23 protein-coding genes and 1 riboswitch are annotated in these 24500 nt (G+C 59.2%); of the genes, 10 read left to right on the top strand and 13 right to left on the bottom strand.

What is annotated here, in order from left to right; all coding sequences use genetic code 11:
* Positions 1–67: 67 nt before the first annotated feature.
* The gene (gene dapE / locus L0664_RS11410) at positions 68–1219 is read right to left on the bottom strand and encodes a succinyl-diaminopimelate desuccinylase (RefSeq protein WP_235225976.1); all 1152 of its coding nucleotides are present in this window, start codon (positions 1217–1219) and stop codon (positions 68–70) included.
* Positions 1220–1519: 300 nt separating this feature from the next.
* Between dapE and L0664_RS11405 the strand changes: the two genes are divergently transcribed.
* Both L0664_RS11405 and L0664_RS11400 read left to right on the top strand, forming a co-directional pair.
* Complete coding sequence (locus tag L0664_RS11405; protein WP_235225975.1) at positions 1520–3112, top strand: Hint domain-containing protein; 1593 nt, start codon at positions 1520–1522, stop codon at positions 3110–3112.
* A gap of 4 nt (positions 3113–3116) precedes the next feature.
* Positions 3117–4208, top strand: a complete 1092-nt coding sequence (locus tag L0664_RS11400) for a Hint domain-containing protein (protein WP_235225974.1) — start codon at positions 3117–3119, stop codon at positions 4206–4208.
* On the opposite strand, the gene L0664_RS11395 is transcribed toward L0664_RS11400, so the two are convergent.
* The 4 genes from L0664_RS11395 to L0664_RS11380 all read right to left on the bottom strand — a co-directional run bounded on the left by L0664_RS11395 (position 4205) and on the right by L0664_RS11380 (position 6653).
* Complete coding sequence (locus L0664_RS11395) at positions 4205–4570, bottom strand: hypothetical protein (protein WP_235225973.1); 366 nt, start codon at positions 4568–4570, stop codon at positions 4205–4207. The two genes, L0664_RS11400 and L0664_RS11395, sit on opposite strands and share 4 nt — an antisense overlap.
* Complete coding sequence (locus L0664_RS11390) at positions 4567–4851, bottom strand: hypothetical protein (RefSeq protein ID WP_235225972.1); 285 nt, start codon at positions 4849–4851, stop codon at positions 4567–4569. The genes L0664_RS11395 and L0664_RS11390 overlap by 4 nt, the downstream gene beginning before the upstream one ends.
* Positions 4851–5678, bottom strand: a complete 828-nt coding sequence (gene dapD, locus L0664_RS11385; protein ID WP_235225971.1) for a 2,3,4,5-tetrahydropyridine-2,6-dicarboxylate N-succinyltransferase — start codon at positions 5676–5678, stop codon at positions 4851–4853. The genes L0664_RS11390 and dapD overlap by 1 nt, the downstream gene beginning before the upstream one ends.
* 63 nt (positions 5679–5741) lie before the next feature.
* Positions 5742–6653: a serine/threonine dehydratase gene (locus L0664_RS11380; protein WP_235225970.1), complete on the bottom strand. Its 912-nt coding sequence runs from the start codon at positions 6651–6653 to the stop codon at positions 5742–5744.
* Between the two features lie 84 nt (positions 6654–6737).
* On the opposite strand from L0664_RS11380, the gene L0664_RS11375 reads away from it, so the two are divergent.
* Positions 6738–7577, top strand: a complete 840-nt coding sequence (locus tag L0664_RS11375; protein WP_235225969.1) for an LOG family protein — start codon at positions 6738–6740, stop codon at positions 7575–7577.
* Complete coding sequence (locus L0664_RS11370; protein WP_235225968.1) at positions 7578–8066, top strand: gluconokinase; 489 nt, start codon at positions 7578–7580, stop codon at positions 8064–8066.
* A gap of 2 nt (positions 8067–8068) precedes the next feature.
* Here the strand turns inward: L0664_RS11370 and rlmN are convergent, their stop codons facing one another.
* Positions 8069–9256, bottom strand: coding sequence for a dual-specificity RNA methyltransferase RlmN (gene rlmN / locus L0664_RS11365; RefSeq protein ID WP_235225967.1), 1188 nt, complete (start codon positions 9254–9256; stop codon positions 8069–8071).
* Between the two features lie 93 nt (positions 9257–9349).
* The gene (locus tag L0664_RS11360; RefSeq protein WP_235225966.1) at positions 9350–9874 is read right to left on the bottom strand and encodes an invasion associated locus B family protein; all 525 of its coding nucleotides are present in this window, start codon (positions 9872–9874) and stop codon (positions 9350–9352) included.
* Between the two features lie 186 nt (positions 9875–10060).
* Here L0664_RS11360 and L0664_RS11355 point away from each other — a divergent pair, with 186 nt between their 5' ends.
* Together L0664_RS11355 and L0664_RS11350 are read left to right on the top strand one after the other, a co-directional pair.
* The gene (locus L0664_RS11355) at positions 10061–11050 is read left to right on the top strand and encodes an asparaginase (RefSeq protein ID WP_235225965.1); all 990 of its coding nucleotides are present in this window, start codon (positions 10061–10063) and stop codon (positions 11048–11050) included.
* Positions 11051–11073: 23 nt separating this feature from the next.
* Positions 11074–11218: riboswitch (FMN riboswitch) on the top strand.
* Between the two features lie 90 nt (positions 11219–11308).
* Complete coding sequence (locus L0664_RS11350; protein ID WP_235225964.1) at positions 11309–11746, top strand: 6,7-dimethyl-8-ribityllumazine synthase; 438 nt, start codon at positions 11309–11311, stop codon at positions 11744–11746.
* On the opposite strand, the gene serB is transcribed toward L0664_RS11350, so the two are convergent.
* Positions 11743–12609 carry a phosphoserine phosphatase SerB gene (gene serB / locus L0664_RS11345; protein ID WP_235225963.1) on the bottom strand — a complete coding sequence of 289 codons (867 nt, stop codon included), beginning with the start codon at positions 12607–12609 and terminating at the stop codon, positions 11743–11745. The genes L0664_RS11350 and serB overlap by 4 nt on opposite strands.
* 230 nt (positions 12610–12839) lie before the next feature.
* On the opposite strand from serB, the gene L0664_RS11340 reads away from it, so the two are divergent.
* From L0664_RS11340 to L0664_RS11330, 3 genes are all read left to right on the top strand, one after another.
* Positions 12840–14000, top strand: coding sequence for a phosphoserine transaminase (locus L0664_RS11340; protein ID WP_235225962.1), 1161 nt, complete (start codon positions 12840–12842; stop codon positions 13998–14000).
* A 46-nt stretch (positions 14001–14046) separates the two neighbouring features.
* Positions 14047–15642: a phosphoglycerate dehydrogenase gene (serA, locus tag L0664_RS11335; protein ID WP_235225961.1), complete on the top strand. Its 1596-nt coding sequence runs from the start codon at positions 14047–14049 to the stop codon at positions 15640–15642.
* Between the two features lie 65 nt (positions 15643–15707).
* Positions 15708–16490 (top strand): metallophosphoesterase, encoded by a 783-nt coding sequence (locus L0664_RS11330; RefSeq protein WP_235225960.1) that lies wholly within the window; start codon positions 15708–15710, stop codon positions 16488–16490.
* On the opposite strand, the gene L0664_RS11325 is transcribed toward L0664_RS11330, so the two are convergent.
* Positions 16487–16969, bottom strand: a complete 483-nt coding sequence (locus tag L0664_RS11325; protein ID WP_235225959.1) for a GNAT family N-acetyltransferase — start codon at positions 16967–16969, stop codon at positions 16487–16489. The genes L0664_RS11330 and L0664_RS11325 overlap by 4 nt on opposite strands.
* Positions 16970–17044: 75 nt before the next feature.
* Between L0664_RS11325 and mnmH the strand changes: the two genes are divergently transcribed.
* Entirely contained in the window at positions 17045–18097 is a 1053-nt protein-coding gene (gene mnmH / locus L0664_RS11320; RefSeq protein WP_235225958.1) for a tRNA 2-selenouridine(34) synthase MnmH, read from the top strand.
* Here mnmH and selD read toward each other — a convergent pair.
* The 4 genes from selD to L0664_RS11300 form a co-directional block, all read right to left on the bottom strand.
* A complete protein-coding gene (gene selD, locus L0664_RS11315) occupies positions 18090–20213 on the bottom strand; it encodes a selenide, water dikinase SelD (protein WP_235225957.1) in 2124 nt (707 codons plus the stop codon). The two genes, mnmH and selD, sit on opposite strands and share 8 nt — an antisense overlap.
* A 61-nt stretch (positions 20214–20274) precedes the next feature.
* Complete coding sequence (locus L0664_RS11310) at positions 20275–21309, bottom strand: lipocalin-like domain-containing protein (RefSeq protein WP_235225956.1); 1035 nt, start codon at positions 21307–21309, stop codon at positions 20275–20277.
* On the bottom strand, positions 21299–23683 hold the full coding sequence (locus tag L0664_RS11305) for an ABC transporter permease (protein WP_235225955.1): 2385 nt from the start codon (positions 23681–23683) through the stop codon (positions 21299–21301). The genes L0664_RS11310 and L0664_RS11305 overlap by 11 nt, the downstream gene beginning before the upstream one ends.
* Positions 23680–24336, bottom strand: coding sequence for an ABC transporter ATP-binding protein (locus tag L0664_RS11300; protein WP_235225954.1), 657 nt, complete (start codon positions 24334–24336; stop codon positions 23680–23682). Before L0664_RS11300 ends, L0664_RS11305 begins: the two co-directional genes overlap by 4 nt.
* Positions 24337–24500 lie beyond the last annotated feature (164 nt).

Here is a 24500-nt window from a genome sequence, read left to right as displayed (position 1 = left end):
GGGCAGCGCCCCACCTGTCTTGCGCGCGCGCAGCGTGCGCCCCCGCCCGCAGCAAGCGCCTTCGCCGTCAGGCGAAGTAGTCCCGCAATATCCGCGCATACACGGCTTTCAGTTGGGTGATCTGTTCAACAGGGACGCATTCGTCCACTTGGTGCATTGTCTTGCCAACCAGGCCGAATTCGACGACGGGGCAATGGTCTTTAACAAACCGTGCGTCCGATGTTCCGCCCGTCGTGGACAGTGTCGGCGTCACACCCGTTTCGGCCACAACCGCCGCGCTGACGAGGTCGGACAACGCGCCCGGCGGGGTCAGGAAACTTTCACCCGACACGCGCACAGGCATGTCGATTTGCACACCGAATTCCGCCGCGACGGCATCCACTTCGCTTTGCATCCAGGCGATCACCGACGCGCTGGTGTGCAGATCATTGAACCGCACATTTGCGCTGGATTTGCAGGATGCGGGGATGACGTTGGTTGCGGGATTTCCGGTGTCGATCGTCACCACCGCGAGGGTCGAGGCATCAAAGTGATCAGATCCTTGATCCATCTCGTGCGACGCGAGGCGGTCCATCAGGCGTGCCATGGCGGGCAGCGGATTGTTGGCGCGGTGCGGATAGGCGGAATGGCCTTGCTTACCCGTCACGGTGAAATGCGCCGTCAACGACCCGCGCCGCCCGACTTTGATCATTTCACCCATAAATTCAGGGCAGGTCGGTTCGCCAACGATGCAGGCGGTCATCGCTTCGCCTTGTGTTTGCATCCAGTCCAAAAGGGCGATTGTACCGTCCGTGGACGGGCCTTCTTCGTCGCCTGTGATGGCCAGAATAACCGCGCCGTCCGGTGGTGTGTCTTGCACGAAATCAACGGCGGCGGCGGCAAAGGCGGCCACGCCTGATTTCATATCTGTCGCGCCGCGCCCGTACAAAATACCGTCGCGGATTTCGCCGCCAAACGGATCAACCGTCCAGGCGGCTTCGTCACCCACGGGCACAACATCGGTGTGGCCGTTAAAGCCAAAGGATTTATTGGCACCGCGCTGGCCCCACCGCGCATAAAGGTTCGGGGTGTCGCCGCGATCCACGCGCCAGGTTTCAAATCCCGCGTCTGACAGCAGTTTGTCCAGCAGTTGCAGCGCACCGCCTTCGACGGGTGTGACGCTGGGGCAGCGGATCAGGTCTGCGGACAGGGCGATGGGATCAATTGGATTGGCGGGCATGAAAACTCTCCTCGTTGCCCTAGCGTTACCGAGGAACACGACGTGATGCAAACGCCTGTGGTTGTGTCATTGCCGACACATATTTCACGTGACGTGAACGTAAGCATCTAAAAAGCCACCAAAAATTCCGGCCATTAACATATAGTTAACACAATAATATTGACCCGAGGCAGGGCAGACATCGAGCGGACCCAACATGGTCCATAGGTCGCAACGTCGACCACTAGATATAGGCACTTTGACCAGCAAATCACTGCGGGTGCCGTCTGGCTTGTCTCACCTTTGGAAAGGGTGGGCGGCATGGTTGCAGGTAACGAGCTTACGTATAACACCAACGCATCGGCCATTCAGATGGCAAACACCATCTTTGGCGATGGTGTATCTGTCACGGGCGCGACCTATTCCGGGTCGGGCTATTCGTCTGGTATTTATTCCAACGGGGATGCGATTGCAGGCAATGTGACGCCCAGCGACACAGGCGTTATCCTGTCCACCGGCAGCGCGACGCGGTTCACCAACAATTCCAATCAATCCAACCTGAGCACCCAGACGTCTGTTAACAGTGGCGGCGCCAACAACGATTCCGATTTCAATGCGATTGCAGGCGCCAGCACCTATGACGCGTCTTACATGGTCGTGGATTTTGTGCCCGACGAAGGCATGGACACGATGACCATGCAGTTCGTTTTCAGTTCGGATGAATATCCCGAATACACGAACTCGGTTTACAACGACATGGTAGGTGTCTGGATCAACGGGTCGCACGTGCCGTTGTCGATTGCGGCCAGTGGCACGACGATCAATTCGGTCAACCAGACGGACAACATCAACCTTTATAACGACAACACCAGCGACCAGTTCAACACTGAGATGGACGGCTTCACCGTTACCATGACGCTGACCATTCCGGTCAATGCCGGTGAGACGAACACGATCAAGATCGGCATCGCTGATGTGGCCGACAGCAACTATGATTCCAACCTGCTGATCGCCGCAAATTCGATCCAGACAGAGCTGGTTGCCGAACAAGATTATGTGACGATGCAAGACAGCGTCACCAAGAACGTCGATGTCGTCGGCAATGACATCAACAACACAACCGGCACGTTGCAAGTGACGCATATCAACGGCAATGCCGTTTTTGCGGGGGATACGATTACGCTGGCGACGGGCCAGTCGGTCAAGCTGTTGGCGGATGGTACGTTCGACATTACCACTGACAGTGATTTTGAGACGACCAGCTTTACCTATGAGGTCGAAAGCAAGGACGGGGCCGGCAATGTTCTGGAAACGGACGTTGGGTTTGTCACCGTTGAAACGATCCCGTGCTTTGTGGCCGGATCGATGATCGACACTGTCGACGGGCCACGTGCCGTTGAAGGTTTGACCGCCGGAGACATGGTTATGACGCGCGATGACGGCCCACAGCCGCTGCGCTGGATCGGCAAGCGGTCTGTTCCTGCGACAGGCAAGATGGCCCCGATCTGCATCGGTAAGAACGCGCTGGGGCAGCATGGTGAGGTGATGGTTTCGCCGCTGCACCGTGTGTTGGTCAAAGACGTGCTGGCAGAGCTGATGTTTGGCGAGGACGAGGTGCTGATCGCGGCCAAAGATCTGGTCAATGATAAATCTATTCGATCCGTTGAAGGGGGCGATGTGGAATACGTGCATCTGATGTTTGATCGCCATCAGGTTATCTATGCAGAGGGCCTTGCGTCCGAAAGTTTCCTGCCCGGTCCGCAGACCACAAAATCATTCGAGGCCGAGATCATCGAAGAAATCACCACAATCTTCCCCGAGCTGAATGTGAACACCGGTGAAGGGTACGGGCCTGCCGCGCGTCCACTGTTAAAGCGGTACGAAGCCGAAGCCCTGCGCAGACGGGTCGCCTGATCATATGACATTGAACTGGATCGGCACACGCACACACGAGGACGGGGTTTTCAACCCTGCGGGCCTTGGCTGTGGGCATGGGGGCGATCCTGTCGGGCTTGATCTGTTGACCCGCGGCAGTTTGATGGTTGAAGCCACAGTGCGCCCGCAGTCGCACCCGGTGAATTTGGTGCGGTTCGGCGCGCTTGACCCTTGGCCATCGGGGATCACGATTTGTCTGGAACCGGATGGCACGGTGCGGTTGTTGATGCGCCAAGGGTCGCGCCACCTGTCGACCGCGTTGAAGACGACGCTGGGCCAAAAGGTGCAGACTGTTCATATCACCTACGTCTGGGACGCGCCGAACCGCAAAGGATTTCTGAGCGCGCATATTCCTGATCACGGGGTGTTGTGGCAGACCGAGGTTTTGGCGCCGTTCCCGCTGTCGTTGCGCGATGCACGGCGGATCATGAAAGATACGAACGCCTGTTCGCTGGACGACACCGTGAACTTTGCCGCCATTGCCGATGCCCCCTGCCCGCTGGGCCCGATCCCCGGTCTTTCGGGGTCCGCTGCGGTGGATACACCGAACGGCCCACGTGCGATCCGCGATATTGTGGCGGGCGATTATGTGTCTGTGCAACATGGCGCGCCGGTTCGGGTGTTGTGGGCGGGGCAAGCGACGGTTCCCGCGCTGGGGCGGTTTGCGCCAATGACATTGCGCCGCCCCTACATGGGCCTGTGGGATGATCTGGTGGCCGCGCGCGATCAACGGGCCTGTTTATCCGGATCAGAGGTGGAATATCTGTTTGGCGAAGAACGTGTGACAACGGCCATTCGCCATCTTGAGGTGCGCAATTGCGCAGAACCCACACGCCCCAAACCGCCCGTCATGACCTACCATCAAATCCTGTTGGACACCCATGAGATCATCACGGTGAACGGCGCCACCGTCGAAAGTTTCGACGGGTCTGCCGTGCTGGATAATCCGGCGTTTTTGAAGACGTCTGTGCTGGCCGATATTCCCGCTGCCCTGCGCCCGCGTAACATCGGGCTCGCCGCGCCGGTGTTGCAGGGCTATGAGGCGTTGACGCTGACGGGCGTGACGATTGGCTAGTGTTCAGTCGCGTCGGTGTTGAGGGTATCGCCGTCAAAAAACGGGGTCATTTGGGCGACGATCACGCTGTTTTCATCAAGCGCACGCTGCATCAGGGCGCGTTCTTCGTCCGCAATGTCGTGGCCTTCTTGGAGGCGTTCATCAAGCGTGCCGTAGCCGGACACATCAAGCGGTGCGGTGTCTGCCTGTTTGAGGATGGCGACAGTTTCACGCACGGCTTCTGCCTCATCGATGCCGGACGCATAAATCATCAGGGCCGCGCCTGTGCTGTCTTTGGGCAGGCCGTCGCCGTCTTTGCGGCCAATTTCCACGAGCAATGTATAGACCTGCTGGCGGGATTTCTTTTTGGGTTTGTCGGTCATTCGGTGGAATCCTTATCGAGCCAACGGGATTTGCTGGCCCAAAGCGAGGAAAAGATCAGCACGGCCTGAATAGGGATAAACCCGAGCGCCAAAAGCGCCGCTGCCGTTGCCCAAGCGGGGAAATTGAATGTTTCGACCAGAGATTGGAACGGGCGATACAGGATCACGAACGCGAAAACCAAACAGGCCGCATCGAACATCACAGGCCCCCACGCCGCGCCCCAACCGGGGCGTTCGCCACGCGCGATGCGGGCTTTGGCGAGGGAGCGGCTGAGAATCATCAGTCCCGCAGAAGGTCGTTGATGCCGGTTTTGGAACGGGTCTTGGCGTCGACACGTTTCACGATAACCGCGCAGTAAAGGTTAATGCCGTTCTTGGAGGGCATAGAGCCCGCGACGACGACGGAATAGGGAGGCACTTCGCCGTACATGACTTCGCCGGTTTCACGATCCACGATTTTGGTGGATTGGCCGATGAACACGCCCATGCCCAGCACCGAACCTTCGCGGATGATGCAGCCTTCGACGACTTCGGACCGCGCGCCGATAAAGCAGTTGTCTTCGATGATGGTCGGGCCGGCCTGCATGGGTTCAAGGACCCCGCCGATGCCGACGCCACCGGACAGGTGCACGTTTTTGCCGATCTGTGCGCAGCTGCCCACAGTCGCCCAGCCGTCAACCATAGAACCTTCGTCGACATAGGCGCCGAGGTTTACAAAGGATGGCATCAACACCACGCCGGGCGCGATATAGGCCGAACGGCGCACAATAGAACCGGGCACGGCGCGAAAACCTGCGGCTTTCCATTCGTTGTCGCCCCAGCCCTGCCATTTGGACGGAACTTTGTCCCACCAGCTTGCGCCGCCGTTTGATCCTTCGATCTGTTCCATATCGTTCAGGCGGAACGACAAAAGCACAGCCTTTTTCGCCCATTGGTTCACATGCCAGTCGCCATTGTCCTGACGTTCGGCGACGCGCAGTTTACCACTGTCGAGCGCGTTCATCGTGTCGGTGATCGCGTCGCGGACTTCGCCCTGTGTGTCGACGGTGATTGTGTCGCGGGCATCCCACGCGGCCTCAATGGCGGTTTCGAGTTGTGCGTTGGACATAATGGCCCCCTGATTGATGTGTTACCTTTGGGGCGACATAGCGTGTCGGTCCCGTCGGGGCAATCAAATCGGAATGGGTGCGGGGTTTGCGCCGCACAACAAGATTGCCACCTTTTCGCCCTTGGCCGGAACGTAGGCCCCTGACAAAAGCGCGGCGAGGCCGGCGGCCCCTGCGGGTTCGACAAGCTGGCGCAGGTGCCGCCAGATTTGTTTTTGCGCGGTGACCACGTCGTCGTCGGTGACAAGGACGCTGTGCAAATCATTGGCCGTGGCGATGGCATAGGGCAGCCGCCCGATCCGCTTTGCGCCCAGCGCATTGGCGCAGATGCCAGAGACACTGATGTCCGTCTCTGGGCCATGGGCAAGGGCGGCGTGCATTGTGTTGGTCGTTGTCGTTTCCACACCGACGATTTTGCGCCCCTGAAACCACGACAGCGCACCGCTGATCAAACCACCGCCACCGATTGCAATCAGGAGGGTATCAGCGTCCAGCCCTTGGCTGTCCCATTCCTTGAAACAGGTGCCCTGCCCTGCAACCGTGGCAGGTGCGTCAAACGGGTGAATATTAAGCGCGCCAGTTGCCGTTTGGTGCGCTTTGGCGGCCGCAGCAGCGTCGGCATAGGCCCCCTCAACGATATGAAGCGTCGCGCCGGTCTGCCGGATCACATCGATCTTTGCCGGTCCGGCCAATTCGGGAACAAAGATATGCGCATCATGGCCAAGGGACTTTGCGGCATGCGCCGCAGCCGCCCCGTGGTTGCCCCCCGATGCCGCCACGATCCCGGCGGCGGGGACATCGGCCGTCATGACAGAGTTGAATGCACCGCGCGTCTTGAAGCTACCGGTGACTTGGGTGTGTTCCAGTTTGAACTGCAACGGCAGCCCGAACGCATCTGATCGCATCACGGGCGTCACATGAACGTGGCCTGCAATACGTGTTGCAGCAGCATCAATATCGGCGCGGGTAATGGTCATCTCGGCTTCCTGTTGTTGGACAATACGGTGCAACCCTGCCACTAAAATACAAAGACCAACAATAACCGATTGGGAGCAGTCCACATGAAAGACGACAACCGCCGCCATCCGTTCCGACGTTCATCGCAGGACCGCGAAGAAGCCAGCCATGTGCCAGACACCCCGCAGACGCGATCGCCTGCCTACGCATTGGCGTTTGCTGATCCCGATTTCTTGTGCCGCGATGAATTGCGCCCTGTGCGTTTGCAGTTGGAATTGCTTAAGCCGGAATTGATGCTGGACGAAGAAGGCATTGATTCAACGGTTGTGATGTTTGGCGGTGCGCGGATTCCCGAGCCTTCGAAAAAGGACACGGCGCGGACGAAAACGCTGGCCGATTTGTCCAAGTACTACGATGAAGCGCGCAAGTTTGCCCGGCTTATGACGGAAAAGGGCGAGGCGTCCGAGAACGTCATTGTCACCGGCGGCGGCCCCGGTGTGATGGAAGCGGGCAACCGTGGTGCCATTGATGCGGGCGGACGGTCTATCGGGCTGAACATCGTGCTGCCCCATGAACAAGCGCCGAACGAATATGTCACGCCAGAGCTGTGTTTCAATTTCCATTATTTTGCCATCCGCAAGATGCATTTCCTGATGCGCGCCAAGGCGATCACTGTATTCCCCGGCGGATTTGGTACGTTGGATGAAACATTCGAAGCGCTGACGCTGATCCAGACGGGGCGCATGGAAAAGGTGCCGTTCCTGCTGTTCGGGCGTGCGTTCTGGGAAAGCATCATCAACTGGGATGCCCTGTCAGAGGCAGGGACGATTTCGGCGGATGATCTGGCGCTGTTCAAGTTTGTCGAAACCGCAGAAGAAGCCGTTGAGGCACTAGAGACCTGGGAAGGTGCCGGCGAAAAGCGCGGCGTTATTCCAGGGCGCTGAATGGTCAGAGTCGTTGTGATGGGGGTTGCTGGATCGGGGAAATCAACCCTTGGTGCAGCGTTGGCCGAAGAACTGGGTGCGGCGTTCGTGGATGCGGATGATCTGCATTCAGAGGACAGCATTACGCATATGTCAGCGGGAAAACCCCTTACGGATGCCATGCGGTGGCCCTGGCTGGACCGGTGCGGTGCCGCGATGAATGACGAAACGGACGTTGTTCTGGCGTGTTCGGCGCTGCGGCGGTCTTACCGTGCTTATCTGCGCGCCATGGTTCCGGATTTGCGGTTGGTTTATCCGCGAGTGTCAGAAGCCACTGTGCGCACGCGCATGGCGCAGCGGCACGGGCATTTCATGCCGAACAGTTTGATCAAATCACAGTTTGAAACGCTTGAACCACCCGAGACGGACGAACAACACATCCTGATCCCCAGCATCCTGCCCGTCTGGCGCGCAGCAAAACTGGCTGCGCGTGTGTTGAACGGGCGATAGGATTACAGGCCTGCGTCGGCGTCTATCTGTTTGCGGGATTTACGGGCGCGTTCTGTCGCCGATTTGAGCTGACCACAGGCCGCCATGATATCTTCGCCGCGTGGTTTACGGATCGGCGATGCATAGCCTGCTTTGTAGATGATATGCGCAAATGATTTGATGCGGTCCGCATCTGATCGTTGGTACGGCGCGCCGGGCCATTCGTTGAACGGGATCAGGTTGATCTTGGCGGGGATGCCTTCGATCAACTTGATCAGGCGGCGCGCGTCTTCGTCGCTGTCGTTCACATCCTTAAGCATCACGTATTCGAATGTGATGCGTTCAGAATTGGAAACCTTTGGATAAGCAGCAAGCGCTGCAACCAGTTCTTCGATGTTCCATTTCTTGTTGATCGGCACGAGCTTGTCGCGCACTTCGTCTGTCGTCGCGTGGAAACTGATCGCCAACTGACAGCCGATTTCTTCGGCGGTGCGGGCGATTTCAGGGACAACGCCAGAGGTGGACAGCGTGATGCGGCGGCGCGACAGCTGAATGCCCTCGGGATCCATCGCGATCTTCATCGCGTCGCGCACGTTTTCAAAATTGTACAACGGTTCGCCCATGCCCATCAGCACGATGTTGGACACCAGACGCGGGCCATTGGCGCCCGTGCCTTGGCCGGGTTCGGGCCATTCGTTCAGATCATCGCGCGCCAGCATGACTTGGCCGATGATTTCACCCGCCGTCAGGTTGCGCACAAGTTTCTGGGTGCCCGTATGGCAAAAGCTACAGGTCAGCGTGCAACCCACCTGCGACGATACACACAGCGTGCCGCGATCCGTTTCGGGGATGTAAACCACCTCAACCTCGTGACCGCCTGCAATCCGCACGAGGTATTTACGGGTGCCATCTGTGGACACTTCTTTGGTCACGACCTCGGGCAGTTCGATTTTGAAATGTTCGGCCAGCGTCGCGCGGAAATCTTTGGACAGGTTCGTCATCGCGTCAAAATCGCGCACACCCCAGTGGTACAGCCATTGCCAGATCTGATTGACCCGCATTTTGGCCTGCTTTTCTTTCGCACCGACGCCAATCAATGCCGCGCGCAGTTGATCGCGCGTGAGGCCGACGATGTTCACGGGGCCGCCTTCGGGCAGCACACGTTTGATCGTCATGACGTCTTGGGTGATGGGGGCTTGCGGGGCATCCATGGAATCGACTCCGGTGAGGGTTTCAGGCCCTATATAATGCGAAAGGCCGGAATCCTAGGATTCCGGCCTTCACTAATTTGAATTACGGCGTGTTTAGCCGGAACAGCGGTTTGCGGCTTCTTCTACACCGGCAGTAAAGCCGAGCAGGGAAAACGTATCGCGGGTGACTGTGCCACGGCCGGAACGGGCCGAAACTGTCGCGGCTGATCCGCGTTTCATGGCCGCCACGATGCGGGCGTCGTCCTCGGGTGTTGCGGGCCACGCCCATTCGCCTTCGGTGAACAATTCATACGTTGTGCCGCCGATGTCGAGTTCAGCCGTAGAACCGCCCGCGAACGGATAACCGCCCGTGAACGTCACCTGGCCCTGCACGCCCGCATTGGGGCGGTAGAACACGAACAACAGAATTTCACCGCGGCGCACAGATACAACCTGCCCGTCACGTGAATTCACGGTTTCTTTGGGCGCGGACACGGCCCAGCATTCGGTGGGGTCGCTTTCGACGAACACGGACCAATCCGTATTTGCAGCAACGCGATTTGAACTGGCCTCTTGTGCCGCGACGGATGTCGTCATCAATGCAAGTGCGCCAAGCGCGTGCGTAATCTTTGAAATCATAAATACAGCCTCCAAGCTGTCCGTGCCTCTGGTTGCTCTACTTAGCCAGCACCTCTTGTGGGCACCTTTTGCGCTAGATTGAGCGGTTTCAACTCGATACCCATAGCATTAGCAAGTTTTTGCCCAAATGGGAAAGCCCTTTGGGTACTTATATTTGCGCGGATTGCCGCGCAACAGGGGGAAAAGATGGCTGATCCAGTCGATTTTGTTGAACTTTGGCGTGGCGGGATGCTGGAAAGCGTCCATCGTGGTCACGCAGTTGTGGTCGATGAGGCGGGCGAAATCGTCCATGCGTGGGGTGATCCGAGCGCGGTGACTTATCCACGGTCGTCGGCCAAGATGCTTCAGGCGTTGCCGATGGTGGAATCGGGTGTGGCGGACCGGTTCGGTTTAACGGGCGAACAATTGGCGCTGTCGTGTGCGTCCCATTCGGGCGCGGCGATCCACACAGACCGCGTGCAGCGGTGGTTGGCCGATCTGGAATTGGGGGATGATGTGTTTGCCTGCGGGCAGCAGTGGCCCGCCGATATTGCCGCGCGCAACGGGTTGGTGAAGGGCGATGCGACGCCGTGCCGCTATCACAACAATTGCAGCGGCAAACATTGCGGGTTCCTGACCATGGGCAAGGCAAACGGATGGGGGCCGGACTACGTGGCAATCGATCACCCTTTGCAGGTCGGCATCAAACAGGTGTTCGAAGAATTGACGCAGGAAACGTCGCCCGGTTGGGGCATTGACGGGTGCAGTGCGCCCAACCACGCCTGCACCATTGTCGGCATGGCCCGCGCGATGGCAGCGTTTGCCAGTGCGGGTGATGACACACGCGGGGCCGCCATGGTGCGTCTGCGCAACGCGATGATGGCGCACCCCGAACTGGTCGCCAACGACGACCGCGCCTGCACCCATTTGATGCGTGCCGCCAAGGGAAAGGCGGCTGTAAAGACAGGGGCCGAGGGGTTCTTTATCGCCATTCTGCCAGAACTGAAGATGGGCGTCGCGTTGAAGATCGTCGATGGCACCACGCGGGCGTCTGAATGTGCGATGGCGGCGATCCTGTGCAAGCTGGGTGTACTGGATGCCAATGACCCGGCGGTTAAGGCCTATCGCAATCCTGACCTCAAGAATTTCGCGGGGCTGATTACGGGCGATATGCGACCCAGCGTAGTGCTTGCCTAACCTGCGCGAATCCTACATCTAAATCATGTTCTCAGGGCGGGGCGGAATTCCCCACCGGCGGTTATAGCCCGCGAGCGCAAGGGGTTTCCTTTCAGGAGGCCCCTTGGTCAGCAGATACTGGTGAAATTCCAGAGCCGACGGTCATAGTCCGGATGAGAGAGAGCATCGGTGTGCGGGCAGATTGCGCGCGCGCTGATCCTTTGCCCCGAGGTGATGTGTCACCCGCGCATTTGCGTGGTTTAGGGAAAGGAGCCCCAAATGACATCCACTTCACGCTACGCCTTTATCAAGGCGAATTGGCACGCCGATATCGTTGATCGTGCCTACGACGGATTTGTTGAACGGATCCCCGCATCCCAGGTCGATGTGTTCGACGTGCCCGGTGCGTTTGAAATGCCGCTTGTGGCGCAGGACCTTGCCAAATCGGGCCAATACGCGGCCATCGCCTGTGCCGCGTTCGTCGTGGACGGCGGGATATACAGGCATGATTTTGTCGCCGCTGCGGTGGTCGACGGACTGATGCGCGTTGGTCTGGAAACGGGCGTGCCTGTGCTGTCCGTATCGCTGACCCCGCACCAATATCAGGAAACTGAGCACCACAACGCCATCTACCGCGACCATTTCGTGGAAAAGGGGCGTGAGGCGGCGAAGGCGGCGTTGATGATCGGGAAAACGCGGGCGGCGTTGGCGGCCTAGGCGAATTCGGTTTTGACGTAGCCTTGCACGTATAACAACGCCGTCAGGTCACCGTGGTTGATGCGCACATCGCACTGCGCGGCGACGGATGGTTTGGCGTGCAAGGCGACGCCCGTGCCTGCGGCGTGCAACATGCCAAGGTCATTGGCCCCATCGCCAACGGCAATCACATCGGCGGGGCTGATCCCGATCCGTGCGGTGATTTCGTTGAGCGCTTGAACCTTTGCCGCTTTGCCAAGGATCGGGCGGCCGACATCGCCGGTCAGCTTTCCATCCTCAACCAAAAGCGTGTTCGCGCGATTTTCGTTAAACCCCAGTTCAGCTGAGACCTGCGCCGTGAAGGCCGTGAACCCACCCGAGACGAGCGCCGCATGACCACCATCAGCCGCCATCGTTCGCACCAACGCGGCGCCACCGGGCATGTAGGTGATCCTCTGTGCCAACACTTTGGCGATGACGGTTTCATCCAATCCCTTAAGCAGCCCGACCCGTTCGATCAGCGCGGCCTCGAAATCGAGCTCTCCGTTCATGGCGCGGGCGGTGATGTCGGCGACGTGTGCGCCAACGCCTGCTTCGTCTGCCAGTTCGTCAATACATTCCTGCTGGATCATCGTGCTGTCCATATCGGCCAGCAGCATCTTTTTGCGCCGCCCGTCCAAGGGCTGACAAACCAGATCAACGCCCATCTTTTGTACGTCTGCCCAGACGTCCCACAGGTTGTCGGGCTTTGTGTTCAAGGCGAATTCTGCCGCCTCGTCCGCGGCCAGCCACTGGGCCGATTGTCCACCCCACGCATTGCGCAGGGATTCGACCAAAGCAGGGTCTAATCCACGGGCTTTGGCGATCAGGGTGATGACGAACATAGGCAATCCTCCGAAGGTTATCGCCCAAAAACCCTGTTGATCGCCAAAGCGCAACCCCGCTGCCCCCGAGATGCGCGAAGTTTCCGATACGCTCCTCCTGTGGCGCGCATCCCGCCCGATGGGTCGCAAATAGATCGTTTTCGCGGTTGTGGGGTCCGCGAACGCCCCTTAAACGCATCCGTGGGACACCCTTCCCCAACGAAGGGCATATATCTGTGAGGATACGATCAATGGCTATCAAGACACCGGCAGCGCGGCCGGCCACAAAACCTGTCGCCGTTCCGGCGAACCCGCGTTTTTCATCTGGCCCTTGTGCCAAACCCCCCACATGGTCGCTTGACGCATTGCAGGACGCATCCCTTGGTCGTTCGCACCGCGCCGCCGTGGGCAAAGACAAATTAAAAGCAGCAATTGAAGGCACACGTGATGTGCTGGGAATTCCTGCGGATTACCGCATTGGCATCGTTCCTGCGTCCGACACGGGCGCGGTTGAAATGGCCATGTGGTCCCTGCTGGGCGAACGCCCCGTGCAGATGGTTGCGTGGGAAAGTTTTGGCGCGGGCTGGGTCAGCGATGTTGTTAAGCAGCTGAAAATCGAAGCCTCGGAACACATCGCGGATTACGGGCATATCGTTGATATGGCGGCGCTGGATTATGACCAAGACGTCGTGTTCACATGGAATGGTACGACATCTGGCGTGCGTGTGGCGGGTGATCCGATCCCTGCGAACCGGATCGGCCTGACGATTTGCGACGCCACTTCAGCCGCCTTTGCGCAGGATTTGCCCTGGGACAAACTGGATGTCACCACGTTCAGCTGGCAAAAAGTCATGGGCGGCGAAGCGGCGCACGGGATGATTGTTCTGTCCCCGCGCGCTGTTGAACGTCTTGAAAACTACACCCCTGCGTGGCCCCTGCCCAAGATTTTCCGCCTCACCAAAGGTGGCAAGCTGATCGAGGGTATCTTTACGGGTGCGACCATCAACACCCCGTCGATGTTGTGCGTTGAGGATTATCTTTTTGCGTTGAACTGGGCGAAATCCATTGGTGGTTTGCCTGCCTTGCGGATGCGTGCGGATGCCAATGCATCGGCGATCTGGAATTTCTGTGCAACGCGCGACTGGATCGACAATCTGGCTGTCGACAATGCCACACGGTCCAACACGTCTGTCTGTCTGAAATTCACCGACCCGCGCATTACCGATGGTGCGGCCTTTGCCAAAGCGGTTGCCAAACGGCTTGAGGCTGAGGGCGTTGCGCTGGACGTGGGTGCCTACCGCGATGCGCCTGCGGGCCTTCGTATCTGGTGCGGTGCCACAATCGAGACGAGCGATATCGAAGCGATGTTGCCATGGCTCGACTGGGCGTTTCAGACCGAAATCAATTCCTAATCTTTCTGGCGTTCGCGCCGACACAATTCATTGAAGGACGCTAAAAATGGCTCCCAAAGTACTCGTCTCCGACAAGCTTTCCGAAACTGCCGTTCAGATTTTCCGCGACCGTGGGGTTGATGTGGATTTCATGCCCGACCTTGGCAAAGACAAAGACGCGCTGGCCGCTGTGATTGATCAATATGACGGTCTTGCGATCCGGTCCGCCACGAAGGCGACGGAAAAGCTGTTGTCGCGCGCCACCAACCTGAAGGTCATTGGCCGCGCGGGCATCGGCACCGACAATGTCGACAAAGAAGCCGCATCAAAGGCTGGTATCATCGTGATGAACACGCCGTTCGGCAACATGATCACCACGGCTGAACATGCCATCGCGATGATGTTCGCCGTGGCGCGCCAAATCCCCGAGGCGTCCGCGTCTACCCACGCTGGTAAGTGGGAAAAATCCAAATTTATGGGGGTTGAGCTGACGGGTAAGACCCTTGGCGTTATCGGCGCGGGTAACATTGGCGGGATCGTGTGTGACCGCGCCCGTGCGTTGAAGATGAAGGTGATCGCGTTTGATCCCTACCTTGGCGAAGAAAAGGCCGACAAGATGGGCGTTGAAAAGGTCGAGCTGGATGATCTTCTGGCGCGCGCCGATTTCATCACGCTGCACGTGCCGTTCACCGATCAGACTGCGAACATCCTGAGCCGCGAAAACATCGCTAAGCTGAAGAAAGGCGTGCGGATTGTGAACTGTGCGCGTGGTGGATTGGTCGACGAAGATGCGCTGGCGGATGCGTTGAAATCCGGCCACGTCGCGGGTGCTGCGTTTGATGTGTTCAAAACCGAACCCGCCACAGACAGCCCCTTGTTCAACCTGCCCAACGTCGTCGTGACGCCTCACCTTGGTGCGGCAACGACCGAGGCGCAGGAAAACGTGGCGCTGCAAGTGGCCGAACAGATGTCAGATTATCTGATGACGGGTGCCGTGACCAATGCGCTGAACATGCCATCTGTGACAGCCGAAGAAGCCAAGGTGATGACGCCTTGGATTTCGCTGTCCGGACACCTTGGCAACTTTATCGGGCAAATGACGGATGAACCGATCACGGCGATCAACATCCTGTTTGACGGTACTGTGTCGGATATGAACCTTGAGGCGCTGACCGCATCCACCATCGCGGGCATCATGAAAAAGGCGAACCCCGATACCAACATGGTATCCGCCCCTGTGATCGCCAAAGAACGTGGCATCAAGATCAGCACGACAAAGCAGGACAAGACGGGTGCGTTTGACGGTTACATGAAAGTCACGGTCGTGACGTCCAAGCGCGAACGCAGCGTTGCGGGCACGGTGTTCAGCGATGGCAAGCCGCGCTTTATCCAGATCAAAGGTATCAACATTGATGCCGAAATCGGTGCGCATATGGTTTACACAACCAACGAAGACGTGCCGGGCATCATCGGCCTGTTGGGGCAAACCATGGGTAAACATGACGTCAACATCGCGAACTTTACCTTGGGCCGGTCCGAGGCAAAGGGTGAGGCGATTGCGCTGCTGTATGTCGATGAACCCGTACCAGCCGAGGCGCTGAAGGAACTTGAGGGTGCCGGCATGTTCACGCAGGTCAAACCGCTGAGCTTTGACGTCGCATAATTAGGTTGCGCCCGGCATGATCCGGGCGCACACCAGACACGAAACCAGCCTGAAAGACCCGTTTTATGTTCTATGCGATTGGCGATATCCACGGGCAAAAGGCGCAGTTGGAACGGGCTTTTGCACTGATCGATGCGGATGGCGGGGCGGATGCGCCGCTGTATTTCGTCGGGGATCTGGTAGATCGCGGGTGGGACAGTGCGTGGGTCATTCAGACAATTATGGATGGGCAGGCGGCGGGCAAACCGTGGCACTGCATTCTGGGCAATCACGACCTGATGTTGCACCAGTTTGTGACGGCCGGAAATGTTGTTCATCCTGAAATTCTGTCGCGTAAATCGTGGTTGCATCACCGTCTTGGCGGGTGCCGCACGTTGGCGTCCTATATGGGCGGCATCGACATTGATCACCCCGAATGGATCAGTTGGGATCACGCCAACGAGCACGGGTTAGACCCTGCCTCGCCCGAATTGATTGCTGCGTTTTCCGATGCAGCCAAAATGGCGGTTCCGGCGGATCACCTGAACTGGATCGCGAATCTGCCGCTGTATCTGGATGCGCCGGACGGGCACAGATTTGTTCATGCGGGCATTCGGCCGAACGTCGCCATGGCGGACCAGACGCGCAGCGATCTGATTTGGATCAGGGACGGCTGGCTCGATTACACCGCCGATCTGGATGCGATGTATGTGCACGGCCACACGGCGCTTGATTTCCCCCAGCACCATGGCAACCGGATCAATCTGGATGGTGGCGCCGGATATGGCCGCCCCCTTGTGCCCGCCGTTTATGATGGCACGGGTTGGTTTACCTTGGACGAGGCCGGGCGCGCGCCACTGCGCCCCTAAATTTCGCGGATCAAACGGTGGCGGCTGTGCGCATCGTCGCTGGGCGCAAAAGTTTGTTCCCAAACAAATCCTTCACGTTCCCAAAATGCCCGCGCCTTGGGGTTGGCATCCAGCACCGCAACCAATTGGCGGCGCATGCCGCGCGCACGTGCCAGACTGGTGGCGTGGGCCAGTGCACGCGGGCCGTTGCCCTGCCCGCGCAATCCCGGCGACAACAAAAGCAGACCGATGTAGCAATCTGTCGGTTCAGGGTATCCGAAACTGAACGCCAGTAGCCCGACAAGATGTTCGTGTTCAAACAGCCCTAAGCGTTGCACATCATCGGGCGCGACATTTGGCGGGCGGTCGTCAAAGAAGTCCTGCGTTGTGGCAGCCTTAGGCGGTGCGCCTGTTTCCAATGTCACGTAATCCGCAGCCGCCGCGAAGAACGACGCGACAATGTGGCGATCATTGATACTGTCGAGCGCGCGAAGGGTCATGGCCTTGGATAGCGCCCCGCGGCACCGTGCGACAAGTCCCTTTCGGCGCGCCTGAGGGTCGGATAGGACGACGGTATGAAAACCACGTTCACCACCCTACGCGATCTGTTGAACCATGGGTTCGACGCCGTGATAGATGTGCGATCCCCTGCCGAATTTGCTGAAGACCACGTGCCCGGTGCGATCAACCTGCCTGCGTTGTCGAACGACGAACGCGCCGAGGTAGGGACGATCTATGTGCAAGTGTCGCCCTTTAAGGCGCGCAAAATGGGGGCGGCATTGGTTGCGCGCAATGTGGCCGCGCATCTTGAAGGGCCGTTGAAAGACCACCTCGGATCGTGGCGGCCCTTGGTCTATTGCTGGCGGGGTGGTCAACGATCAGGGTCGTTCGCATCGATCCTGACGCAAATCGGATGGCGCGCCGACGTGATTGAGGGCGGATATCAGAGCTTTCGAAACCTTGTGCATGATGTCTTGTATCATGATCCCGTGCCGCACCGTTTGATCCTTTTGGACGGCAATACAGGCACCGCAAAGACCGACATTTTACATCGTTTGGATGCGCTTGGCGTGCAGGTGTTGGACCTTGAAGGGCTTGCCAATCATCGCGGGTCTTTGCTGGGCGAAATGGACGGTGGGCAGCCTGCGCAAAAGGGGTTTGAAACGGCGCTGGCTTTGGCCCTGACGCGGCTTGATCCGGCCCGCCCGGTGATCGTTGAGGCCGAGAGCAGCAAAGTCGGTGACAGGATCGTGCCGCCGATGCTTTGGGCTGCGATGAAGGCCGCGCCGCGTATTGAAATTGACGCGCCACTGGATGCCCGCGCCGCCTATCTGGCCGACGCCTATGCAGATGTGAGCGCGGACGGCGACAAATTGCGCACAAAATTGGACATCTTGCGCCGTCACCGTGGCAGCCGTGTTGATGGTTGGCTGGCCTTGCTGGACGCCGGAGAGTTCGAAGCCCTCGCGCGGGCCTTGATGGATGATCATTATGACCCGACCTATCGATCAGGGCGCAGGCGCCATGACGCGGATGTTTTGCAACGCTTTGACGTCGCCGGATTGACAGCGGACGACCGTGACGGGCTGGCCCACCGCATTGCTGATTGGGTCACATCGGTTAGCTGAACGTCACGCCCGCGCCTGCCGTGATTTCCCCGATGATTTTGATACGATCATCGACGATGTTTTCAGCTGCGTCTCTGGGCATGGCGGCAAGCAACCCACCGCCAGTTTGAGGATCAAACATCAAAGCAGATTGCGCTGTGTCAGGGGCCGTAATGCGCGCGTCGTTTCGGTTGTCTGCAAACAACGACGACCGCACGCCTGCACTGGCCAGATCAAGCGCGCCATTCATCAACGGCACATGATCCAGCCGCACATGCGCGCCCACGCCGGACGCATCACACATCCCTGCAAGATGCCCCGCAAGGCCGAACCCCGTGACATCCGTCATCGCGTGGGCCGCGTGCATGTCGGCGGGGTTTGGGTGTGTGATCATGTGTTGGTAGCAGGCCAAAACATCGTGTCCCCGCGCCAGCCCGCGCATGTCTGCCGCTAGAATGGTGCCCGATCCGATGGGTTTGGTCAGCACCAGAACATCGCCCGCTTTTGCACCCGCAAGGGTGATAGGTGCAGCGTCGCACAGGCCAGTGATGGACAGCCCGATGGTCATGGCGTCGCCCAGCGTCGTGTGGCCACCCACCAATGCAGCCCCGAGACGATGCAAAATAGCCGCGACGGTGGATGTGATTTCAGCCACGGTACGGCGTTGCAAAACAGCGGACATGCGCGGCAGGGTCAGGGATAAAACAGCTGCTTGCGGGGCGGCACCCATCGCCCAGATGTCGCCCAGCGCATGGGTTGTCGCGATGTTCGCCATCAACACGGGATCTTGCGTCACCGCGCTGAGGTGGTCTGTCGTCAACACTTGGGTCGCGCCGCCGGTTTTCAGCAACGCCGCATCATCACCGGGCAGGGAAATCACATCATCGCGGGTGGATTTTGGTAGATCTGAAAGCGCGTCTTGCAGCGCACCACGCCCCACTTTGGCTCCGCATCCACCGCACAGGGGCGCATCGCCCAGTGTTTCATGCACACCGTCTGCCACGCGCAAGGGCAGCGGGTCAGCTGGCATCGCCAAACCGTCAAACTGGGTCATGAATTTACGGTCGATCTGATCCTTCCAACGCCACAGCAATGTGCCGCGCCGCGCGGTGCCGAATTTCTCGGCCAGTGCTGTTTTGCCGCCAAGCGAAATGAGTTTGAGGTAGTCTTTTTGGGGGTGGAATTTGCGCATCGTGCCGCCCGACAATGCAGCGCGCAGATTGTCGAAAAGATAGGGCGCTTCGCGCACAGCAAAGACACCCGCCTTGGGGCGCGGATCGTGGGACAGATGCGCGCAATCGCCCACGGCAAAAACATCTGGGTCTGAAGTTTGCAGGGTCGGCCCGACAGTTAGAAAACCGTCATGCGTGTCTAGCCCGATGTCGCTGATCCAATCGTGCGGGCGCGCACCTGCGGCCCCTGTTGTGAAATCGGACTCGATGAGGGTGCCATCAGACAGACGCACGGCATCGGGCAGAACTTCGATGACATCGGCGTTTTCAACCAAGGTCACATTCAGATCGGACAAGGCGGCCAACAGGCGGCTGCGGGCGGGGGTGTTAAACCCGTCCAGCACCAAGCCGCGGTCGATCAGGGACACCTGTGGGGATTTGTCACGCAGGGCATAAGCCATCGCCATGGCCAGTTCCGCACCTGCAACGCCGCCCCCGATGACGGCGACCTTTGGTGCCTTGGCGGTGTTGCGGTAGTCGTCCCAACGGGATGCAAAAACGCCCAAGGGTTTGGCGGGAATGCCATTGTCCGAAAAGCCCGCAAGTTTGGGCATCTCGGACGTGATCCCCACATCAATCGCGGCCACATCATAGGCGACGGGTGGGCGGCCGGGCACGGTAATTGTCTTGGTCACCGGATCTATCGCGACAGCCTTGCCCGCGATCAAACGCGCGCCTGCGAACCGTGCAAGCTTGACCAAATCGATGTCCAGTTCATCGCGTGTGTAATGCCCGGCAACAAACCCCGGCAACATGCCGGAATAGGGGGCCGTCGGGCCGGGGTTGATCACCGTCAGGCGCGCGCCCGGCAGCGGATTCATCCCCCATTTTCGCAGGATCAGCGCATGGGTGTGGCCGCCGCCGATTAACACAAGGTCACGGGTGAAGGGGATCGTTTGTTTCATCAGATCGTTCTAACGTGGGCAGGGCAGTTGGCCCAGAGGCGTGTGATCACGCGTGCGTCACTCACTCGTACCCCGTCATTTCCAGATAACCAACGCCGGCGTGGGTGCCCGTTACGGTCACCGGACCTTCCCAATACGGGATCGATGTGTCCATCCATGCCTGATCGTTGATCGCCTGAACGATCACGTCCAGATCGCGGTCAGGCAGCAAGACGCGCCAAAGGGTTGGAATTTCACGGCCCGCAACGGATGACACGGATAAGGGCTGCGCGGAAAATGCGCCATCGGTGTAGGGCGTGGTGGTGCCGTCTGCGTCAATCCACGTGGCGGACGTGTAGGCGGTGCCGTCGGTCTGGCGCAATTGAAAGCCCATCAATTTGGCGTCCTCGAACGACAGGGAAAACCAATCCCATCCGGTTTGATTGTCAGATAGGGGTTGTGACGACCATTCGCGATCCAGCCAAGCCTGACCGCTGACCACGACATCCCCGTCCGGCAACGTCAGGGTACCTTCGATGTCATAGAAAGGTTGCGAATAATAATAGGACGCCTGCCCTTGTGCGGATTTGACGGAATAGCCAGCATCGCCGTGAAACACCAACGGACCTTGGGCGCGCAGCCCCATATCATAGGCGAAATCCGGGCCGCTGGCTGTCATTCTGAGCGTGTCGAAATCATCGCCGACAAGCTGCCAATCATCGATCCATGCCTCAAACGGGTCAGCGGTGACGCCCGCCTGCCCGATCCCGCCACGCGCCAGCCGTTCAGTGACAAAATGCGCATCAGGCGTCGTGACCGCCGCGTGACCCATCCAGAGTTGCGGAGACGACCAACCTTCGCCGCCATCCGGCGTGAGGGCAGAGCGAAACAGCGTCCATTGCAAACCATAGGGTGTGCCATCTTCCGCCGTTAGGTTTGCTGTCAGATACCACCACTCAATCCGGTAATCATCGTGGGGGCCGTGATCTGCGGGGAAATCAAAAATGGCAGGTTGTTGCGGGGTGGAAAACCCGTCGGTGCCTGTACCCAGACCGGCAAAGCCCTGCGCGCTGACGGCGAAGGGCCACAGAAGAAGAAGCAATATTCTAGCGTTCATTGGAAAAGACTTTCAGCAAATCGGCGGGGCGCGTGCGGGCGAGTTTTCGGGCGGGCCACAGTGCGGCCAGCACCGCCGCAACCACCGCAAACACGGCAAGGCGTGCGTAATCCAGCGGGAATAAAAACATCGGAAGCCGCCACCCGAAGGCTTCGACGTTGACCACCGCCAAAAGCGTCCATGCCAAGGCCAGCCCCAACGGCAGCGCGAGGGCCGCCGTCAGCAGCGCCAGAAGAACCGCGCGGATGATTTCGATGCGCCCCAATCGCGCGCGGGTCAAACCCTGTGCCCAGACAGGTGCCAATTGGGGGAGGCGCATTGTGGCAAGTGTCAGAAGGCTCATCAAAATGGCGAAACCTGCCACGGCGAGGGTCAGGACATTCAGCGCACCCGTCACGGTGAACGTGCGGTCAAACACATCAAGCGAGAACGCCTTGATACCCGCCTGATTGACCATGTTCGCCTCAGCCAGACCGAAGGTGTCGCGCAATTCCACCGCAAGGGCGGGCACATCACCTGGGGTCATCCGCAGGCCGAACCGGAGCGGTGAAACATTGGGGAAAAGCGTTTCGAATGTGGTTTCGGTCACGATGACTTGGCCGATCGGGTTGCCGTAATCGCCATAGATGCCAAGCACGGCGAATTGCCGCCCCGCGAGCGTGATTTCATCACCAATCGCGATGTCTGCGCGCCGTGCAAGTTGTTCGTTGATCGCCGCGCCCTCACCCGCTTCGATCCGCGCCCAAGCATCGGGTGCCGCGTTCAGGAACAGCCAATTGTCGCGGTAGGTTGCGTGGGCTGTGGGGCCATAAATTTCGGATGGAAGGCCGCGCACGCCTTGGTCTGCGGATTGGATCGGCAGCACCTTATCGACACGCGGTTCAAGGTAGGTGCGCAACGCCGCAGCCTGTTCGGCGTCATCGGCGTAAACATAAAATTCAGACGCAAGACGCTGATCAAGAAACCCGGTAAACGTCAGGCGGAAACTGCTGACCATTGTCGACACGCCGACGTTTGCGGCCATCGCCAGCAGCAACGCCATAAGAGCCAGCGACAGGCCCGGCAATTGCTGGCGCGTGTCCGCCCAGAACCATTCCGCCATGACCGATTTCGCCCGCGACGCCCCAAAGGCAAGGACACGATCCAATACAACGGGCAACGCCAAGGCAGCACCGATCAGCAACGCGGCGAGCATCCCGAACCCCGCTGCCAACCCGCTGCCCAGCCACCCGAGTAGCATAGCAGTGACAAGTAAACCCAACGCCAGCGCGCCTTGTGTCAAACGTCCACGTCCGGCTTGCATCGCCCAGGCACGCGGGCGCGCAGAGGCCAAAAGCGGCATGCGCGCCAGTTGCCACAACGATGCAGCAGCGGCCATCGCGGTGCCGCCGACGGCGATCAGCAAACCGGACAACCACCATTCGGGGCGCAGCTGTAACGTGCCGGACACCGATGCCCCGTAAAGGCCTGAAATCGTCGCTGCGACGTCTGGCAAAAGTGCTGCGGCCACGATGTAACCGAGCCCCACACCGATTGCCCCCGCGATCAGCGAAATCACCAACAATTCAACCGCGATCAGCCCGACAAGGCGACCCAGCGGAAAGCCCAGCGCGCGCAGGGTGCGGATGACCGGACGGCGTTGTTCAAACGCCAATCCGATTGCGCCATGGACGATGAAAATGCCCACGGCGAAGGACAAAAGGCCAAATGCTGTCAGGTTCAAATGGAAGCTGTCCGTCAGACGCGCGACGTCTGATCCGCCTTGCGGCGGACGCACAGACAGGCCGGACACGACATCTGCCAGCGGCGGTTGGATGACAGGTTGCGCAGGCGCCACGATGAGGCGTGACAGCATGCCATCCATGTCCAGCAACCGTTGCGCTGTGCCCACATCTGTCAGGATCACGCCGGGGGCAACGTCCGGGTTTGGCAGGGTCTGGACGCCGTAATCTTCGATCTGATCAAGCGTGTCTTGCGTGGCGAACAGAATGCCAGAGGTGATCATATCGACGGTCAAATCCCCCTCGTTCAAGCCGACGGGCGCGATGCCACCGGGTGAGGTCAGGGCATCAATCCCAATCAGCCGTACACCGTCCAACCGGCCTTCGACCACGGGGCTAACACGCCAACCGGCACGCCGCAGTTTGATGTAATCGGCCTGCGGGATGGTCCCCGTCGTCGCGGTGATTTGTGCAAACTGACCTTCGCCCAAGGTTTCTGCCGCCGCATCGTAAGACGCCCGTGCTTCGGCGTTGACAGCCTGAACGCCCGACCAAAGCGCCGTCGCCAAGGACAGCCCGACCACAAGCGTGAACAGCTGCACGGGATTGCGCAGCCAGTGGGACAACAGCGCCTGTAGGCCCGCCTTCGTCATGCGACACGCCCTGCGCGCAGGTGCAAACGACGGCCCATGCGCGCCGCAAGACGTTCCGAATGGGTCACCATCAAAAGCGCGGCTTCGGTTTCGGCCACCAGATCAAGCATGAGGTCCATGACGGTGTCCGCCGTCGCCTCATCCAGATTTCCGGTGGGTTCATCCGCAAGAACAAGCGCGGGTTTCGCCGCGAGGGTGCGGGCAATCGCCACCCGTTGTTGCTGCCCGCCTGACAGTTGTTCGGGGTATTTTTCCATCTGATTGGACAATCCCATGCGGGCGGCCAATTTTTTGATCCATACCGTGTCATCGCGCCCGGCAAGACGTGCCTGAAACGCAATGTTGGAACCCACAGTCAGTGACGGGATCAGGTTAAACTGTTGAAACACAACGCCGACTTTGTCACGGCGCACCGCTGCGCGACCCGCATCATCCAGCGCGCCAATGTCCACGCCGTCGACTTCAACCACGCCGCTGTCCGGCTGATCAAGGCCGCCGACAAGATGCAACAGCGTGCTTTTGCCGCTACCCGATTCCCCGGTAAGCGCCAGTGTTTCACCGCGTTCCAGCGCCATGTCGATGCCTTGAAGGATCGGCAACGCGCCGTCCGGCCCCGCGTAAGATTTGTACAGATTGGTCACGTTCAACAACATATGCGGGTCTTTTCTGAAAGGTCTGTTTCTACCTATTAGACCTAGCAGGTGAGAGGAATTGGAAAGGGTGTCGCGGCGATGTTTCGTGTTTTGGCCGCAACGTCAGGCTTGGCGAAGCCTGCCCGCACGGTAGTCTGGGGCCAAATAAAACCGGGAGGGCCGCG

This window comes from Octadecabacter dasysiphoniae (assembly GCF_021532615.1).
Taxonomy (GTDB): domain Bacteria; phylum Pseudomonadota; class Alphaproteobacteria; order Rhodobacterales; family Rhodobacteraceae; genus Octadecabacter; species Octadecabacter dasysiphoniae.
Note: the sequence above shows the minus strand (reverse complement) of the source record. Positions and strands in the feature narration are given on the sequence as shown.

Excerpts from the sequence above, each read along its gene's own strand:
- dapE (WP_235225976.1), bottom strand. The coding sequence starts at position 1,219 with ATGCCCGCCAATCCAATTGATCCCATCGCCCTGTCCGCAGACCTGATC.
- L0664_RS11405 (WP_235225975.1), top strand. The coding sequence starts at position 1,520 with ATGGTTGCAGGTAACGAGCTTACGTATAACACCAACGCATCGGCCATT.
- L0664_RS11400 (WP_235225974.1), top strand. The coding sequence starts at position 3,117 with ATGACATTGAACTGGATCGGCACACGCACACACGAGGACGGGGTTTTC.
- L0664_RS11395 (WP_235225973.1), bottom strand. The coding sequence starts at position 4,570 with ATGACCGACAAACCCAAAAAGAAATCCCGCCAGCAGGTCTATACATTG.
- L0664_RS11390 (WP_235225972.1), bottom strand. The coding sequence starts at position 4,851 with ATGATTCTCAGCCGCTCCCTCGCCAAAGCCCGCATCGCGCGTGGCGAA.
- dapD (WP_235225971.1), bottom strand. The coding sequence starts at position 5,678 with ATGTCCAACGCACAACTCGAAACCGCCATTGAGGCCGCGTGGGATGCC.
- L0664_RS11380 (WP_235225970.1), bottom strand. The coding sequence starts at position 6,653 with ATGACCATTACCCGCGCCGATATTGATGCTGCTGCAACACGTATTGCA.
- L0664_RS11375 (WP_235225969.1), top strand. The coding sequence starts at position 6,738 with ATGAAAGACGACAACCGCCGCCATCCGTTCCGACGTTCATCGCAGGAC.
- L0664_RS11370 (WP_235225968.1), top strand. The coding sequence starts at position 7,578 with ATGGTCAGAGTCGTTGTGATGGGGGTTGCTGGATCGGGGAAATCAACC.
- rlmN (WP_235225967.1), bottom strand. The coding sequence starts at position 9,256 with ATGGATGCCCCGCAAGCCCCCATCACCCAAGACGTCATGACGATCAAA.
- L0664_RS11360 (WP_235225966.1), bottom strand. The coding sequence starts at position 9,874 with ATGATTTCAAAGATTACGCACGCGCTTGGCGCACTTGCATTGATGACG.
- L0664_RS11355 (WP_235225965.1), top strand. The coding sequence starts at position 10,061 with ATGGCTGATCCAGTCGATTTTGTTGAACTTTGGCGTGGCGGGATGCTG.
- L0664_RS11350 (WP_235225964.1), top strand. The coding sequence starts at position 11,309 with ATGACATCCACTTCACGCTACGCCTTTATCAAGGCGAATTGGCACGCC.
- serB (WP_235225963.1), bottom strand. The coding sequence starts at position 12,609 with ATGTTCGTCATCACCCTGATCGCCAAAGCCCGTGGATTAGACCCTGCT.
- L0664_RS11340 (WP_235225962.1), top strand. The coding sequence starts at position 12,840 with ATGGCTATCAAGACACCGGCAGCGCGGCCGGCCACAAAACCTGTCGCC.
- serA (WP_235225961.1), top strand. The coding sequence starts at position 14,047 with ATGGCTCCCAAAGTACTCGTCTCCGACAAGCTTTCCGAAACTGCCGTT.
- L0664_RS11330 (WP_235225960.1), top strand. The coding sequence starts at position 15,708 with ATGTTCTATGCGATTGGCGATATCCACGGGCAAAAGGCGCAGTTGGAA.
- L0664_RS11325 (WP_235225959.1), bottom strand. The coding sequence starts at position 16,969 with ATGACCCTTCGCGCGCTCGACAGTATCAATGATCGCCACATTGTCGCG.
- mnmH (WP_235225958.1), top strand. The coding sequence starts at position 17,045 with ATGAAAACCACGTTCACCACCCTACGCGATCTGTTGAACCATGGGTTC.
- selD (WP_235225957.1), bottom strand. The coding sequence starts at position 20,213 with ATGAAACAAACGATCCCCTTCACCCGTGACCTTGTGTTAATCGGCGGC.
- L0664_RS11310 (WP_235225956.1), bottom strand. The coding sequence starts at position 21,309 with ATGAACGCTAGAATATTGCTTCTTCTTCTGTGGCCCTTCGCCGTCAGC.
- L0664_RS11305 (WP_235225955.1), bottom strand. The coding sequence starts at position 23,683 with ATGACGAAGGCGGGCCTACAGGCGCTGTTGTCCCACTGGCTGCGCAAT.
- L0664_RS11300 (WP_235225954.1), bottom strand. The coding sequence starts at position 24,336 with ATGTTGTTGAACGTGACCAATCTGTACAAATCTTACGCGGGGCCGGAC.